At 73.8% G+C, this 16,077-nt stretch carries 14 protein-coding genes; 8 read left to right on the top strand and 6 right to left on the bottom strand.

Going from position 1 to position 16,077, the window contains the following annotated elements:
* The first annotated feature begins 10 nt into the window (after positions 1 to 10).
* Positions 11 to 616: a PH domain-containing protein gene (locus ACFY15_RS24215; RefSeq protein ID WP_390826050.1), complete on the top strand. Its 606-nt coding sequence runs from the start codon at positions 11 to 13 to the stop codon at positions 614 to 616.
* Between the two features lie 130 nt (positions 617 to 746).
* Positions 747 to 2,057 (top strand): PAS domain-containing protein, encoded by a 1,311-nt coding sequence (locus ACFY15_RS24210; RefSeq protein WP_390826049.1) that lies wholly within the window; start codon positions 747 to 749, stop codon positions 2,055 to 2,057.
* Positions 2,058 to 2,118: 61 nt separating this feature from the next.
* Here ACFY15_RS24210 and ACFY15_RS24205 read toward each other — a convergent pair whose 3' ends face one another.
* Positions 2,119 to 2,874 carry an SIS domain-containing protein gene (locus tag ACFY15_RS24205; RefSeq protein ID WP_390687861.1) on the bottom strand — a complete coding sequence of 252 codons (756 nt, stop codon included), beginning with the start codon at positions 2,872 to 2,874 and terminating at the stop codon, positions 2,119 to 2,121.
* 259 nt (positions 2,875 to 3,133) lie between these two features.
* Between ACFY15_RS24205 and ACFY15_RS24200 the strand changes: the two genes are divergently transcribed.
* Positions 3,134 to 3,826 carry a metal-dependent transcriptional regulator gene (locus ACFY15_RS24200; protein WP_042820656.1) on the top strand — a complete coding sequence of 231 codons (693 nt, stop codon included), beginning with the start codon at positions 3,134 to 3,136 and terminating at the stop codon, positions 3,824 to 3,826.
* A gap of 335 nt (positions 3,827 to 4,161) precedes the next feature.
* Positions 4,162 to 5,109 carry an alpha/beta fold hydrolase gene (locus tag ACFY15_RS24195; RefSeq protein WP_390687860.1) on the top strand — a complete coding sequence of 316 codons (948 nt, stop codon included), beginning with the start codon at positions 4,162 to 4,164 and terminating at the stop codon, positions 5,107 to 5,109.
* Between the two features lie 195 nt (positions 5,110 to 5,304).
* Here ACFY15_RS24195 and ACFY15_RS24190 read toward each other — a convergent pair whose 3' ends face one another.
* From ACFY15_RS24190 to ACFY15_RS24175, 4 genes are all read right to left on the bottom strand, one after another.
* A complete protein-coding gene (locus ACFY15_RS24190; protein ID WP_390687859.1) occupies positions 5,305 to 6,372 on the bottom strand; it encodes a hypothetical protein in 1,068 nt (355 codons plus the stop codon).
* Positions 6,373 to 6,475: 103 nt separating this feature from the next.
* Positions 6,476 to 8,101 carry a transporter gene (locus ACFY15_RS24185; RefSeq protein WP_390826048.1) on the bottom strand — a complete coding sequence of 542 codons (1,626 nt, stop codon included), beginning with the start codon at positions 8,099 to 8,101 and terminating at the stop codon, positions 6,476 to 6,478.
* The gene (locus tag ACFY15_RS24180; protein ID WP_390687857.1) at positions 8,098 to 8,937 is read right to left on the bottom strand and encodes an ABC transporter ATP-binding protein; all 840 of its coding nucleotides are present in this window, start codon (positions 8,935 to 8,937) and stop codon (positions 8,098 to 8,100) included. Before ACFY15_RS24180 ends, ACFY15_RS24185 begins: the two co-directional genes overlap by 4 nt.
* Before the next feature lie 125 nt (positions 8,938 to 9,062).
* Entirely contained in the window at positions 9,063 to 9,743 is a 681-nt protein-coding gene (locus tag ACFY15_RS24175) for a bifunctional DNA primase/polymerase (RefSeq protein ID WP_390687856.1), read from the bottom strand.
* Positions 9,744 to 9,962: 219 nt separating this feature from the next.
* Between ACFY15_RS24175 and ACFY15_RS24170 the strand changes: the two genes are divergently transcribed.
* A complete protein-coding gene (locus tag ACFY15_RS24170; protein WP_390826047.1) occupies positions 9,963 to 11,345 on the top strand; it encodes a transcriptional regulator in 1,383 nt (460 codons plus the stop codon).
* Between the two features lie 91 nt (positions 11,346 to 11,436).
* Complete coding sequence (locus ACFY15_RS24165) at positions 11,437 to 13,116, top strand: hypothetical protein (protein WP_390826046.1); 1,680 nt, start codon at positions 11,437 to 11,439, stop codon at positions 13,114 to 13,116.
* A gap of 4 nt (positions 13,117 to 13,120) precedes the next feature.
* Here ACFY15_RS24165 and ACFY15_RS24160 read toward each other — a convergent pair whose 3' ends face one another.
* On the bottom strand, positions 13,121 to 14,527 hold the full coding sequence (locus tag ACFY15_RS24160; RefSeq protein WP_390826045.1) for an ABC transporter substrate-binding protein: 1,407 nt from the start codon (positions 14,525 to 14,527) through the stop codon (positions 13,121 to 13,123).
* Between the two features lie 196 nt (positions 14,528 to 14,723).
* On the opposite strand from ACFY15_RS24160, the gene ACFY15_RS24155 reads away from it, so the two are divergent.
* Entirely contained in the window at positions 14,724 to 15,170 is a 447-nt protein-coding gene (locus ACFY15_RS24155; protein ID WP_390687988.1) for a hypothetical protein, read from the top strand.
* A gap of 14 nt (positions 15,171 to 15,184) precedes the next feature.
* The gene (gene purU / locus ACFY15_RS24150) at positions 15,185 to 16,063 is read left to right on the top strand and encodes a formyltetrahydrofolate deformylase (protein ID WP_390687852.1); all 879 of its coding nucleotides are present in this window, start codon (positions 15,185 to 15,187) and stop codon (positions 16,061 to 16,063) included.
* The last annotated feature ends 14 nt before the right edge of the window (positions 16,064 to 16,077 follow it).

Below are 16,077 nucleotides of genomic sequence, written 5' to 3'. Positions count from 1 at the left end.
GAGGGGTGCCGTGGGCGCCGAGCTGCTGCCACGCGACTACCGGATCCGGTCCCAGCAGATGACCGCCGTCTACCTCGCCGTGGGCGTCGGGCTGCCGGGCACAGCCCTGTCCGTGCTGAACCTGGACGACGTCCCCGGCCCGGTGAAGCTGGTGATCATCGCCCTGGTCCTGCTCCTCTTCGGCTGGCTGGTCTGGGCCTCCAGGCACTGTGCGACCTCCGCCGACCTCAAGGGCATCCGGGTCCGCCGGTTCACCGGGAGCCGGCGGCTGGCCTGGGAGGACATCCAGGAGATCCGGGCCGTCCGCAACCCGGGCGCGGGCATGGGGCAGAACCAGCCCGGCCTCATCTCCTACGCCTACGACGGCGAGGGGCGCCGGGTCCAGCTCATGTACGTGGACGACAACCACGTCGACGTCGCGCGCGAGGTGGCCGTCATGCGGGCCGCCTGGGAGGAGCTCCGGGGCCCCGGCTGGGTGCCGAACCCGCAGGCGCACGCGCGCATGGAGCGCCAGGAGGTGCGCGAGGGGCGGATGCTGAAGGCCGCCGTCTGGGGGTGCGGGATCTTCTTCGCGCTCTTCGTCATCGCGATGATCGTGATGGTCACGAGCACCTGAGCGCTCCCCCTCCCGCCCTCCTCCGAACCGGACATTCCGGGAGGATTCCGGGAAGCGGGTGTGGTCTGGGTCACGTTCCAGTTCAATGATCTGACGTGCCGCACACGCGAACACCTGCAGGGGGTGCCAGGTGAGGGCTTCCGGACGTGGTGAGACCACCGACGATCTGCTCGCAGCGCTGCTCGACGGGATGGACGCCGCCCTGTGCGCGTTCGACTCCGACGGCGTGATCACGCACTGGAACCGCGAGGCCGAGCGGATCCTCGGCTGGAGCGCCGCCGAGGCGGTGGGCCGGCGCGGCTTCGCGGGCTGGGCGGTGCGCGCCGCCGACGCGGACGACGTGCAGGAACGGCTGATGTCGGTGCAGGAGGCGCCGGGCCGGCAGGTGCACGAGTTCCCCTTACTGACCAAGGAGGGCGGGCGGATCCTCGTACGGACCCAGTCCGCCGGGGTGCCGGGTGCCGACGGGAAGCCCGCCGGGGTCTACTGCGCCTTCAGCGAGGTCCACGCCCAGATCGACCTGGAGCGCTCCATCGCGCTCAGCGAGGCCCTGATGGACGACGCCTCCTGGGGGGTCGTCCTGGTCGACGTGGACCTGCGCCCGGCGGTGGTCAACGCGCACGCCGCCCGCGCCTTCGGGTCCGGCCGCACGACGCTGCTCGGCCGGCCGCTCGGCGAGCTCCTGTCCCAGGGCGTCGAGGAGCTGGAGGGAGCGCTCCAGCACGTACTGGCCGAGGGGGCTCCGCCGGGGCCGGTGGAGCTGTGGGTGTCGCTGCGCACCCCGGAGGGCGAGCGGCGGCGCTGCTGGCGCTGCGGGTTCCTGCGGCTCGCCTCGCCGCTCGCGGAGGAGCCGGTGCCGCTGGGGGTGGGGTGGCTCTTCCAGGACGTCACCGAGGCCCGGCAGGCGGAGCTGGACACCGGGCAGGTGCGGTTCCGGTCCAACCAGCTGTACCGGGCGGGGCGGGCCGCCGCCGAGTGCGCGGACCCGGCGGAGGCGGCGGCCGTACGGCTGGACTTCGCGCTGGCCGGGTTCGCGGAGCACGCCCTGGTCGACGTGGTGGCGGGGGACGGGCGGCGGCTGGTCCGCTCGGCGGCCTCCCCGTCGGGGCTGGCCCTCGTCCTGCCGGGCCCGGGCGCGATCCTGGTGCGCTACGAGGCCGCGCACCCGGCGCTCCAGGCACTGGACCGGATCGGCCCGGTGCGCGCCAGTGCGCCGGGGGCCCCGGGCAGCGAGACCGCCGAGGGGTGGGCGCGGGCCCGCCAGTGGCCTGCGGGCGCCGCCCACGGCCTGTGCACGGTGCTGCGCAGCCGCGGGCGCACCCTGGGCGTCCTGACCTTCGTCCGCGGCCCCTCCCGCCCCGCGTTCGACCGCGCGGACGCGGCGTACGCGGAGGAGGTGGGTGCACGGGTGGCCGCCGACCTGGACCTGGCCGCCCGCTGACGGGCCGCCCGCTGACGGGCCGGCCCGGTCGGGCAGGCCCGGCCCGGAAGGCGCGGCCTTCCTAGTGCCGGAAGAAGATCCGGTCCCCGTACTCGCGCATCACGCGCCCGTTCCACTCGTGCCCGCCGTCGACGTTCCCCGACCGGAGCAGCGGCGGCTCCACCCCGCGGGCGGCCAGCTCCCCGGCGGCGGCCGCCATCACCGCCTGCATGATCGCGCTCGTCACCACCGTCGACGCGGGGGCGAACGGGGCGTCGATGCCGTCCGCCGTCAGCTCCGCGTCCCCGACCGCGATCTTGCTGTCCAGGACGATGTCGCAGTGGTCCTTCAGGAAGGTCCCCGACACGTGCCGCGACTTCGTCTCCGTCGCGTACGCCACCGAGGTCACACCGATCACCGTCAGCCCCAGCGCCCGCGCGTTCATGGCCATCTCGACCGGCAGTGCATTGCGCCCGGAGAGCGAGATGACCACCAGCACATCCCCCTCGGACGCCGGGCTGCTGTCCAGGACCGCCCCGGCGAGCCCGTCGACCCGCTCCAGCGCGCTGCCCAGCGTGGCCGGCATGACGTCCACCCCGGCCGTGCCCGGCACCGCGAGGAAGTTCATCAGGGCCAGCCCGCCGGCCCGGTAGACCACGTCCTGCGCCGGCAGCGAGGAGTGCCCGGCGCCGAAGGCGAACAGCCGGTTGCCCGCCGCGACGGCCTCGGCGATCGCGGTCCCGGCCTCGGCGATCCGCGCGCCCTCCTCGTCGCGAACCCGCTCCAGCAGGCCGATGGCCGCGTCGAAGAACTGCCCGGCCAGCTTGCTCTCGCTCATACGCCGAAGGCCCTTCCAGGGTGGGGTGCGGTGGATGCGTCGTCGATGGTCCGCCGCTCACCGTGCGGTCTGGACCAAGGACGTGTCAATACGGGCGTCAATCCCGGGACCGGAGCCACGCGCACCGCGCGTCCCGGGCGCCGTCCCGGCGTTCGGGGCGGATGTCCCGTACATGCCTTGACGTCAGGCGCGGGACGGTTGTCGGTGCGATGCGTCAGAATTGGGGACAGGGCCAGCGCACGCAATCCGAGGGGCACGAATGTCCGGACTGATCGATACCACGGAGATGTATCTCCGCACCATCCTCGAGCTGGAAGAGGAAGGCGTGGTCCCCATGCGCGCCCGGATCGCCGAGCGGCTGGACCAGAGCGGCCCGACGGTGAGCCAGACGGTGGCGCGCATGGAGCGCGACGGGCTGGTGGCGGTCGCCAGCGACCGGCACCTGGAGCTGACCGACGAGGGCCGCAAGCTCGCGACCCGCGTGATGCGCAAGCACCGCCTCGCGGAGTGCCTGCTCGTCGACGTCATCGGCCTGGAGTGGGAGCAGGTGCACGCCGAGGCCTGCCGCTGGGAGCACGTGATGAGCGAGGCGGTGGAGCGGCGCGTGCTGGAGCTGCTGCGCCACCCGACCGAGTCCCCGTACGGGAACCCCATCCCGGGCCTGGAGGAGCTGGGTGAGAAGGCCGAGGCCGACCCGTTCATCGAGGACGGCATGGTCAGCCTGTCGGACCTGGACCCGGGCAGCGAGGGCAAGACCGTGGTCGTCCGCCGGATCGGCGAGCCGATCCAGACCGACGCCCAGCTGATGTACACGCTGCGGCGCGCGGGCGTGCAGCCGGGCTCGGTCGTGAGCGTCACCGAGTCCCCGGGCGGGGTGCTGGTCGGCAGCGGCGGCGAGGCCGCCGAGCTGGACGCGGACATCGCCTCGCACGTGTTCGTCGCCAAGCGCTGACGCGGGCGGAGCCCGCGCGGCGGCCGCGGCGTCCGTCGACGCCGCGGCGCGCATGCCGATCCGGCTGACGCAGTCCCCGTGAAGACGAGTGGTCCCGGCGCCTCGCGGCGCCGGGACCCGTCCTCCCCTGGCTGACCTGGAGCCCCGAGCTCTCAAGGTCATCCCCTTCGGACCGTCTTCCCCGAGCGGCCCGCCTCCCTGTTCAAAGGATCTCCATCGGCAGGGGTCGCCAATCCTTGAGCAAGGTCACTCGAAAGAGCGGTGTTGTCGGCGAGACGCCCGTTTTCGAATGCGGGTTCGATAGTCTGGCCGGGAGCGAAGGGGGTGCATCCTCGGTGGTTCAGCGCATCGATGTCACTGCAGCCGACGGCGTCCGATTGGCCGCCTGGGAGTTCCGCGATCCGCCCGCCGAGCCCCGTCAGCCGGCGGTCCTGTTACTGCACGGCCTGATGGGCCGTGCCCACCACTGGGCCGGCACCGCGAACTGGCTGGGCGAGCACCGCCGCGTGGTCGCCCTGGACCAGCGCGGGCACGGCCAGAGCGAGCACCCCGCGATCAACGGGCCGGGCGCCCCGGGCGGACTCAGGGGCCTGAGCGGCCCGACCGGCTTCGGCGCCCCTCCCTCCGCCCCCGGCGCCCCCGCCCCCTCCCTCGGGCGCGAGGCCTTCGTGGCCGATGCCGAGGCGGCCGTCGAACAGCTGGGCCTCGGCCCCGTCGTCGTCGTCGGGCACTCGATGGGAGCACTCACCGGCTGGCAGCTCGCCGCCCGCCGCCCCGACCTCGTCCAGGCCCTGGTGATCTGCGACATGCGGGCCTCCGCGCTCGGCGAGGCCTCGCAGCAGGAGTGGGAGGAGTGGTTCCGCCGCTGGCCGCTGCCCTTCCCCACCCAGGACGCCGCCCGCCGCTGGTTCGGCGAGGACGATCCCCGGGTGGAGCGTCCCGACCCCGGCCGCGGCGCCTTCTTCGCCGAGGTGATGCACCAGGCCCCGGACGGCTGGCGCCCCCTCTTCTCCCGCCGCCAGATGCTGACGGCCCGCGAGACCTGGGTGCACGACGCGCACTGGGAGGAGCTGGCCCAGGTCCGCTGCCCCACCCTCGTCGTCCGCGCGCTGGACGGCGAACTGGGCCGTGCGGAGGCGCAGGAGATGGTCCGCGTCCTCCCGGCCGGCCAGTACGCCGAGATCCCGGACGCCGGCCACTACGTCCACTTCGACCGTCCGGCCGCCCTGCGCGCGGCGCTGGAACCCTTCCTGGAGGAGGTCGCCGGCGTGGCCTCCCGATGACCCGGCCCGTCCTCCGCCGGTCCGGCGCTCACCCGACGGGGTGGATCGCGGCCCTCCGGTGAGCCCAGCGCGGCCCGCCGCATGTGCCTGGCCGCGACGGCCCGAACGCTCTGTGGCCTGTCCCGAGGGAGCCGCCGGACCGCCAGCACGTTGTCCCCCGAGTCCACGGCGTGCGTCCGGGGCCGGACGCCGCGCTCAACCCGCCGACTCGGTCCATCGGTTGAGGGTCTGCGCGGCGCCGTCGTAGGTCAGCCAGCTGCCGTCGCCGAGCGGCAGCAGGTGCTGCGCGGTGACGGAGCCGGCGGGATAGGAGACGCGCCCCCGCTTCCGCAGGGTCCGGGCGTCGAGGAGCCAGTGGCCGGCCAGGTCGGGGAACTCGTCGTCGTCCGGGACCGAGGCGATGACGGTGCCGGCGTCGACGAAGCCGCAGCCGTAGTCCCAGCTCGCCGGAGCCTCGGCGGTACCGTCGTCCGGTTCCGCCGAGGCGAGGACGTCGCCGTCCAGGGCGTGCAGTTCGAGGTCCGATCCGTAGTGCTCGACGGTGAGGTAGCCCGCGTGTCCCGGGTGGACGTCGATCAGGATCCGGTCCAGGTTCTCGTTGAGGTCCCACTCGGTCAGCCGCTCGCCGTCCCAGCGGGCCCAGTGCAGCAGGATGCCGTCCTGGCCCATGCCGATGGACAGCCCCATGTGGATCCCGTCCGGGTGGGAGAGGTGGTGCGAGCCTTCCGCCGCGCTGTCCAGCGGGAGCCGGGCCAGCTCCCGCCCGTCCCTCGCGTCCAGGACGACCCACATCTCCTGCCAGTCGTCCTCCCCATCCCCGGTCACGACATGCGCCCAGACCAGCCGGCCGTCGTCCGAGACCCGGCAGGAACCGTGCTCCGACCCCCGGCACACCTCCTGCTCGTCCCCGCTGTGCGGATGGCCCAGCTCCGGCCCCCAGCAGGCGTGCCGGTACTCCCAGAGCGGCTCCCCGCCCGCGCCCACGGCCCGTACGGCGCGCTGCCCGGAGAACACCGCGAACGACGCGTCCGGGCTCACGGAATGGACCCCCCACTCCCAGCCCGGCCACGGCAGCGGGAAGACGGCGCCCGGCGCCCGATCCCCGGTGAACAGCTCCTCGAGGTCGAAGACCTCCAGCTCGTGCCCGTTCCTCAGCAGCGCCCGCCGCGCACCGCCACTGCGGCTCTCGAAGGCGAATCCGTTGACCAGCGCGGTCCCACCCGGCAGGAACGCCGAGTCGCGCAGTCGTGCGTTGATCGACATGCCCCGAAGCTAACGCCCCCCACTGACACCGGGGCCGCCCGGGAACGCCGCAGGGGGCGGCGGGCCGGCGGCCTGCCACCCCCTGCGGGAGGAGGGACGGGGGTCAGCCCTTGCTGACCGCCGCCAGGATCTCCGGGAGCTTGCGGGAGACCGTCGGGGACGCCAGGCGCAGCCCCGCCCAGGCGGCCAGTGCGCCCCAGACGACGCCGACCGGCAGGGTCAGCCAGGCCAGGGAGCCGGGGTTGTCCGACAGGCTGACGAAGACCGCCAGGACGATCACCGGGGCGGAGATCACCGCCGAGGCGAGCATGCCGCCGAAGATGCCCATCCAGGCCAGGCCCGCCTGCCCCGGGGCCACGTTCTTGAAGGCGCCGTCCGTCGGGATGGAGTACGGGAAGCGCGCCGAGGCCAGCGCACCCGTGCACAGCATCGCGCCCAGCAGGCCCAGACCCAGGCCCAGGGCGGCCGGGAACTGCGCCCAGTCGCCGACCAGCGCGGCCGTCACGACCGTGACGAGCACCGTGTACGGGACGGTGACCAGGGCCAGCGCACCGGCACGGGCGCGCAGTTCCACGTACGCGTCGCGTGGGGAGGAGATGGTCTGGGCGACCATCCAGAAGGCGGAGGTGTCCTGCCCGAACTGGTTGTACATCTGCACGCCGAGCATGCCCGCGCCGAAGCAGGCGAGGTAGACGGAGCCCGTGCCCTGGAGGGCGTTGAAGACGGGGACGATCAGGCCGATCGCCAGCGCCGACACCCAGGCCGACTTCGTCTTCGGGTCGCGCACCACGTAGCGCAGGGTGCGCTGCATCGCCGCGCCCGTGCGGCCGTCGGGGAGGAAGGCCCAGGCGCCGCCGGTGCCGCGGTCCTTCTCCGGCGCGGCGGCCGCGAGGGTCGAGCCGTCGGGGCTGACCATCAGCCTGGTCAGGCTGCGCTCCCAGAACCACAGGACGGCGGCGAGGGCGGCCAGAGTGAGGGCCAGCTGGGCCGCGGCCTCGGCGTAGGCGCCCCGGCCCGCCGAGTCCACCATGCCGACCGCCGTCGCCGGCGGCAGCCAGCGCACGACCGCCTCGACCGGCTCCAGCGCCGACAGCCCGCCCTGCTGGAACAGGCGCTGGCTGGCGAAGTTGGCCACCTGAGCGCCGATCGCGATCAGGAGCCCGCTGAGGACGGCGAGGTCGCGGCCCTTGCGGCTGGTCAGCAGCCGGACGTTCGCCGTGGCCACGGCCCGGGCGAGCGCCACACAGCCCAGGAGCAGCAGCGGGGCGCCCAGTACGGCCGCCACGACGCCCGCCGCACCGTGCGCCACCGCGGCCACCGAGCCGACGGCCAGGCAGAGCGTGAACAGCGGGCCCATGCCGACCAGGGAGGAGGCCAGCAGGGCCCGTACGAGCGGACGCGGGCGCAGCGGCAGCATCACCAGCCGGCTCGGGTCGAGGGTCTCGTCGCCGGTGGGGAAGAACAGCGGCATCACGGTCCAGGACAGCGCGAGGATCGCGCCCATCAGGACGACGACCGTGCTCGCGTGGGTGTGGCCGCGCAGCATCGCCAGGCCGAGGGTGGCGAAGGCGGAGAAGAGCAGCGAGACGACCAGGCTGGAGATCCAGGCGGCCTTGCGCTTCGAGGAGCCCTTCAGACCGTTGCGCATCAGCGAGAGCTTGAGGCGGACGAAGAGCGGGGTGAGGGGCACGGCGGGTGCGGCCGCGGCGCCGGATGCGGCGGTGCTCATCGGGCGCCGCCGAGCCAGTCGAGGGAGTCGCCTGCGGCGTGGTCGCGGGCGCCGACGAGTTCGAGGAAGGCGTTCTGCAGGGAGGGCGCGGAGCCCCGTACGGCGGCCAGCGGGCCGGCGGCGCGGATCTGCCCGGCCGCCATGACGGCCACCCAGTCACAGAGCGACTCGACGAGCTCCATCACGTGGGAGGAGAAGACGACGGTGGCACCGGACGCGGTGTAACGTTCCAGCACCCCGCGGATGGTCTGCGCCGACACCGGATCGACGCCCTCGAACGGCTCGTCCAGGAAGAGCACTTCGGGGTTGTGCAGCAGTGCGGCCGCCAGGCCGATCTTCTTGCGCATGCCCGTGGAGTAGTCGACGACCAGCTTGTGCTGCGAGCCCGCGAGGTCGAGGACGTCCAGCAGCTGCGTGGCCCGCTTGTCGGTCTCCTCGCCCGGCAGTCCGCGCATGCGGCCCATGTACCCGAGGAGCTCACGGCCCGAGAGGCGCTCGAACATGCGCAGCCCCTCGGGCAGCACGCCGATGCGCTTCTTCACCTCGACCGGGTCGGCCCACACGTCGTGGCCGGCGACCGTGACCCGGCCCATGTCCGGGCGCAGCAGCCCGGTCACCATCGACAGCGTGGTGGTCTTGCCGGCGCCGTTCGGGCCGACGAGGCCGACGAAGCGGCCGGCCGGCAGCTCCAGGTCGATCCCCCCGACGGCCACCTGGTCGCCGAACCGCTTCCACAGCCCTTCTATCCGCACGGCCGCCACGGCCGACGCGGGTCGCGCGCCACCCGTCCCGCCGTCACCGCTACCGCCCGCTGCCGCATAACCCTGGTCCGGCATGCGCCTGCCTCTCGTTCTCATCCCCGTGGTCGTACTTTCCTCACCATAGGAGGAAGGGGAGAGGCCGCAGCAGTTACGAATGTCATGAACCTCCGGACACGTATGTCAGACGGGCGGGTTCCGCGCTATGCCGGGCGGCGGCCCCGGGCCGCGGCCGCCTCGCTCCCGCAGGCGTACGCGAGGGCGTCGATCAGCTCCTCGGTGTCCGGCAGCCACCGGTTCGCCGGGGTGGGCTTGCGGGCCCACTGCACCGGACCCCGGCCGCCGTAGCGGGTCGGCGGCGCCGCGACGTACTCGCCCTCGCCGCGCGTGGCCAGGTCGATGGCGTGCGGCAGCCAGCCGAGCTTGCGCACCAGGTCCGGGACCTTCGCCCCGGCGCCCGGCAGCACGAAGAACAGCATCCGGTGGTCGGGGGTGAGGGTGACCGGGCCGAGCGTGCGCTGCATCCGCTCCAGCCGGGCCAGCGCGAGGAAGCCGGCGGAGTCCGGCACGTCCAGGACGTCGAAGGTGCGGCCCGTGGGCAACAGGATCGACGCGCCCGGGTGCTTGCCCCAGATCCGCCGCACACCGACGGCGCTGCCCGAGGCCAGGGAGCGCCAGTCCTTCACGGCCGGGTGGGCCCCGGGCGCCGGGCAGTCGGCGACCCCGCAGGAGCACAGTTCCCGGCCGTCGCCGAACTCCAGCCACGTACCAGCGAAGACGTCCCAGTGCCGCTCTTCCACGTACCGCACGGCATGGTCGAGCAGCAGCTCGCCGCGCTGCTGGGGGATGGGCGCGGTCTCCGTGACTCCGATGGTCTCTTCCACGCCCAGCACAACTCCCGGGGTCACACGGGGTTACGGGGACAGACGCGCCGGTCGGCGCTGCACCGATCCTGCACGCGGGGCGCACGGGTGCATGCGCGGGGGCGCGCAGGAGGCCGGGGCGCGGCCGATGGGTAACGACATGTCGCAGAGAGGAAGATTCTCCGCACTTCAGGCGGGAAGTGATCATTCCTACGATCACCCGCGTCTCAGGGGGTTTTCATGGCAGCCAGGCCTCTCGTCGCCCGCCAGCCCAACGAACGGCTGCAGGCGCTCATCCAGGAAGCCGGGTGCTCCAATGCCGGGCTCGCCCGGCGCGTCAACATGTGCGGGGCCGAGCACGGCCTCGATCTCCGCTACGACAAGACCTCCGTGGCCCGCTGGCTGCGCGGCCAGCAGCCGCGCGGGCGGGCGCCCGGCATCATCGCCGAGGCGCTGGGGCGCAAACTCGGCCGGACCGTCACCATCGACGAGATCGGCATGGCCAACGGCAAGAACCTCGCCTCCGGGGTCGGCCTGCAGTTCTCCCCGACCGTCGTCGGCGCCATCGAGCAGGTCTGCGAGCTGTGGCGCAGCGACGTCGGCGGGCGCGACTTCCTCTCCGGGTCGAGCGTGGCCGCCTCCGCGCTCGTCGAGCCCAGCCGCGACTGGCTGATCACCGGGGCCGACCCGCAGGTGGCGCGCAACGGCGGCGCGCGCGTCGGGATGTCCGACGTGGAGGCCGTCCGGGCCACCACCGCGGCGCTGACCGACCTCGACCACCGCTTCGGCAGCGGGCACGTCCGGCCCGTCGTCGTGCACTACCTCAACTCCGTGGTCTCCGGGCTGATCGGCGGCTCGTACCGGGAACCGGTCGGGCGGGCCCTGTTCGCGGCGGTGGCCCGGCTCACCGAACTCGCCGGGTACATGGCGGTGGACACGGGCCAGCCGGGCCTCGCCCAGCGCTACTACATCCAGGCGCTGCGCCTGGCGCAGGCGGCGGGCGACCGCGCCTACGGGGGCTACGTCCTGGCCGCGTCGATGAGCCACCTCGCGGCCGAACTGGGCAACCCGAGAGAGATCGCGCAGCTGGCGCGGGCCGCGCAGGAGGGCACGCGCGGGCAGGTCACCCCGAGGGTCGAGGCGATGTTCTACGCGGCGGAGGCGCGCGGGCACGCGCTCCTCGGCGACGCCCGCTCCGCGGCGGTGCTGTCGGGCCGGGCGGTCACGGCGCTGGAGCGGGCCGAGCCGGAGTCGGGCGACGACCCGGTGTGGATCCGCCACTTCGACCAGGCCTACCTGGCGGACGAGCTCGCGCACTGCCACCGCGACCTCGGCCAGGCAGACGCGGCGGGCCGGCGCGCGGAGGAGGCGCTGCGGGGGCTCCCTGTGACGAAGGCCCGCCGACGGGCGATCGGCCTGCTGCTGCTGGCCGTGGCGCAGGTGCAGCAGCGGGAGGTGGAGCAGGCCTGCCAGACCGCCGCGAAGGCCGCCGACCTTCTGGGATCCCTGCGCTCGCGGCGGGGCGCGGAGTACCTGGAGGACTTCCGGACGCGGCTGGAACCGTACCGGGACGAAGCGGCGGTGCGGGAGTTCGGAGCGAGGCTGGAGGTCCAGGTGGCCTGACGTCGACACGCCGGGACCGGGTAGCGTGACCCGACGGCCGCACGGGTTCCCCCCGGAGCGCGGACGTCGGAGAAGGCGAGAAGGAGTCCCGGTGACGGAGAACGGACAAGGGGGCGTCCCCCAGCCCGGGACGCCGCAGGCCGGGCAGGCGTGGGCGGCGCCCGCGTACGGGTTCCCGCCCGCGCAGGACCCGCAGGGCGCGCCGCGGCAGCAGGCGTACGGGCAGCAGGGCGGGCCGGTCCAGCCCGCTTACGTCCCGCCGCCGGAGCCCGGCGGCCCGGCGTACGGCTACCCGCAGGCGGGCCATGTCGCCGGCCCCGGCTACGAGGGGCCGGGCGCCCCGCACGGCTACGGCTACCCGCCGCCGGGCGGGCCGGCGGGGCAGCCGGCGGACGCGGACGCGCCGTACGCGGCCACCCAGTACATGCCGCAGGTGGGCGCCGGCGGTCCCGGGGCCCCGTACGCCCCGCCCGTTCCGGGGGGTCCCGGTGCGCCGGGGGCCATGGTGGCGGGGGCCGAGACGCAGGTCGTGCCGCAGGTGGGCGGCGGCGCGCCGCCGTACGTGCCGCCGGTGCAGGCGGGGCCGGCCGCGCAGATGGCGGACGCGGCGACGCAGTACGTGCCGCAGGTGGGCGCCGGCGGTCCCGGGGCGCCGTACGCGCCGCCCGTTCCGGGGGGTCCGGGCACGCCCGGCGCCATGATCGCCGGGGCCGAGACGCAGGTCGTCCCGTCGCTGGCACCCGCGCCGGGGGCACCGGCCGCCGACGCGGCGACGCAGTACATCCCGCCGGTCCCGGCCGGTGGTGCGGCTGATGCGGCGACGCAGTACATCCCGCCGGTCCCGGCGGGCGCGGGTGAGGACGCGACGCAGTACATCCCTCCCGTCCCCGCGGGGCCTGGTCCGGCCGGCGGCGGGGCCGAGGGGTTCGACGGGCTCTTCCGGGACGGCGGCGCCGACCCGGGGGCCGGGCACACCCAGCAGCTGCCGCCCGTCACGGAGCCGGTGGCGCGGCGGACGCCGCCGCCCGCGCCGCCGCAGCGGCGCGGTCCGCGGCGGCCCCCGGCGCAGACCGCCGCCCCGCGGCAGCAGTTCCAAGCCCCGCCCCCGCCCCCGCCGCCGCCCGCGCCCGCGCGTCGGATCCCGCCCGCGGTGATCGCCGCCGCGGTCTTCGGGCTGGCCGTGGCCGGGCTCGGGGTGGGCGCCCTGCTCAGCGACGGCAAGGCACAGAACAACGACCCCGTCGCGGTGCCCCCGGCGGCGGGCGGCGGGTCCGCGGCCGCCGACGCCCCGGGCGGGTCCGCGCCGGTGGACCCGGCGCGCCCGCAGGCCGTCCAGCTCGACAACCTGCTCGCGGACGCCAACGACAGCCGCACCTCGGTGATCAAGGCCGTGGACGACATCAAGGACTGCAAGAACCTCGGCCAGGCGGCCCAGGACCTGCGCGAAGCGGCCCGGCAGCGCGAGGAGCTGGTCACCCGCCTCCAGGACCTCAAGACGGACCTGCTCCCCAACCACGCCCGCCTCACGGCCGCGCTCACCAAGGCGTGGAAGGCCTCGGCGGACGCCGACAACAGCTACGCGGGCTGGGCGGACGACGCGGGCCACGACAAGGGCGGCTGCAAGGACGGCAAGGCCAAGCCGACCGACGACGCCGCCGACGGCAACAAGTCCAGCGCCGAGGCCACCAAGGCGAAGGAGTCGGCGGCGACCATGTGGAACACGATCGCCGCCAAGTACGGGCTCACCCGGCGCGACAAGACCCAGCTGTAGCGGGTCAGGCCGAGCGCGGGGCCGACTCCAGGGTCGGGGTCATGTCCACGTCCTGCTCGCCGGGCTGTGCGACGAGCCGGCCCTGCTGGACGACCTGGAAGCTGACACGGCCGTTCACCAGCCGCGGGAAGCCGGCCACCGCCCGCATGTCCTGGTAGCGCCAGCTCAGTTCCGGGGTGAGGTTGCCGGTCGAGATGCCCGAGGTCTGGTTGAGCGTCTGGGCCAGCTTGCGGGCCGTGACCTCCTCGTCGGCCTTGAACTTCTGGACGACCTGGCTGAGCACCGTGTACGCGATCCAGGTGGTCTGGGCCCCGCTGTCGTCGGCCTCGACGGTGTCGTCGCCGAAGGCCTGGTCGCTGATCACCTTGCGCATCGGCGCCCAGAGCGGGTCCGTCGACACCGGGTACCAGCTGGTGACGTAGGCGCCCTCGAAGGGGCTCTCCTTGCCGCCGGTGCGGTCGACCAGGGCCTGGCTGACGCTGCCGAGGACCGAGGAGATCTGCGGGTTGCGGTGGAGGGTGGAGTCGGCGCGGCGGAAGGCGTCGAAGAAGGTCTCGGTGCGCTCGCCGAGCACGGCCGTGACGCAGCTCTTGGACGACGTCCCCCTGGTGGCGCCGGTGGCGCCGGCGGCGCCGGAAGGGCCGGGGGTGGTGGTGGCTCTGGGCGTGCCGTCACCCTTGGCGGCGGGCGCCGGGCTCGCCGTCTCCTTCGTGCCGCCCCCGCCCCCGCCCGCGCCGGCGTCGGCGAGGGCCTCCCGGGCCTGCGGCATCAGGTCCACGGCGTCCTCGGCCGCCCGGATGTCGGAGGCCTCCGGCGTGCTGCCGGCCTTCAGCCCCGCGTTCAGCAGCACCGGCATGGTGTCCCCGGCGAGGGTGTCCGGCCGGACCAGGGACACCTGGGAGCAGGCCTTGCCGAGCTGGTGGCCGGCGCCGGCGAGGAGCGCGGGCTGGCCGCCGTTGACGGGGTAGGACAGGGTGCTCTGGAACTCCTCCGGGGAGACCCCGTAGCCGCCGATGAAGGGGATGCCCTCGGCCTCCAGCGGGGCCATGAAGGCGCGTCCGTACTGGCTGTAGGAGCCGACCACGGCCACCACCTTCTTCGTGATGGCCTCGCGGGCGCAGTCGGCGGCGCCGGTCGCGGTGTTCTTCTCGTTGCAGGTCAGGACGCGCAGCTTGCGGCCCTTGATGCCACCGTTGGCGTTGATCCAGCGTTCGTACGCCTTGGCCATGCCCGGCATGCCGGGCATGTTGGTGGCCTTGGTTCCCATGGGAGCGAAGGTCATGACCGTGAGGGTGTCCCCGGAGCCCCCCGAGCTCCCGGGGACCACCCCACACGCCGTGGTGAGACACGCACCCGTCGCTGCGGCAAGGAGCAGGCGGGACAGGGTGGTAGCGCGTCGGTTTTTGGTCATGTCCCCCGACCATTCCGCCCCAGGGGTAACTCGGCGCTGAGGTGTACACAACATCCGGTGACGCCCGGGTGAACGCCCGGGGCCTGGGTGGGGATAGGTGCGTCAAGATCGCATTTGTGGGGAACGTACGATCGAAAGCGTGACATTCGCCCAAGGTTCGAAGAACTCTTCCCGCCGCGGCGGCCGCTCCTCCACCATGGGCGGCATGCCCCTCAACGACATGCCGTGGTGGCGCTGGCGCAGCAACGTGCGCTCCGCGCTGCACATGCTCTCCGACCCCGCGTTCCAGCAGGAGGTCTGGCTCGCCGGCGTCGAAGGGTACGGGGACGTCACCGACGCCGTGTACCGCCTCGTCGAGGACACCTGGCTCGACAGCTGGTCCGCCGACAAGTACATAGGCACGATCTTCCGCGACGCGCAGGAGGCCGCCCTGGTCGACCTCGCGGTGCTGCGGGTGCTGCGGATCCTGCACCAGGTCGGCCCCGACGCCCCCGTGACCGCCTACCTGGACGACCCCGCCTGGCCCGAGGCCGTGCGGGCGTCGCGCGAGGCGCACGTACGGATGTCGACCGCCGACGGGGAGGACCCCGACGAGCGGCCGACCTCGGTGGACGTGCTGAAAATCCTCACGCGCGCGGTGTGAAAGGCTATGGGGTCATGAGCGACCCGCAGTCGGGGGCCCGGCCCCTGCCCCAGTACGTCCTGACCGTCTCGTGCCCCGACAAGCAGGGCATCGTCCACGCCGTGTCGAGTTACCTCTTCATGACCGGCTGCAACATCGTGGACAGCCAGCAGTTCGGAGACCGGGAGACCGGACTCTTCTTCATGCGGGTGCACTTCGAGGCGGAGCCGGAGGTCACGCTGGACAAGCTGCGCGCCAGCTTCGCGGCCATCGGCGACAGCTTCAGGATGGACTGGCAGATCCACCGCTCCGACGAGCGCATGCGGATCGTGCTGATGGTGTCGAAGTTCGGCCACTGCCTGAACGACCTGCTGTTCCGGGCGAGCATCGGTGCGCTGCCGGTGGAGATCGCGGCTGTGGTCTCGAACCACACCGACTTCGCCGAGCTGGTCGGCTCGTACGACATCCCCTTCGTGCACATCCCGGTGACGAAGGAGACGAAGGCGGCCGCCGAGGCGCAGCTGCTGGAGCTGGTGCGCGCGGAGAACGTCGAGCTCGTGGTCCTGGCCCGCTACATGCAGGTGCTGTCGGACACCCTGTGCAAGGAGCTGAGCGGGCGGATCATCAACATCCACCACTCCTTCCTGCCGAGCTTCAAGGGCGCGAAGCCCTACCACCAGGCCCACGCGCGCGGTGTGAAGCTGATCGGCGCGACCGCCCACTACGTGACGGCCGACCTCGACGAGGGGCCGATCATCGAGCAGGAGGTCGAGCGCGTCGGGCACGAGGTCACGCCGGACCAGCTCGTGGCGGTCGGGCGCGACGTGGAGTGCCAGGCGCTGGCGCGTGCCGTGAAGTGGCACAGCGAGCACCGGGTCCTGCTGAACGGCTCCCGCACCGTCGTCTTCGCGTAGCCGGGCCGGGGCGG

Source organism: Streptomyces sp. NPDC001373, assembly GCF_042895815.1.
Lineage (GTDB): Bacteria > Actinomycetota > Actinomycetes > Streptomycetales > Streptomycetaceae > Streptomyces.
Note: the sequence above shows the minus strand (reverse complement) of the source record. Positions and strands in the feature narration are given on the sequence as shown.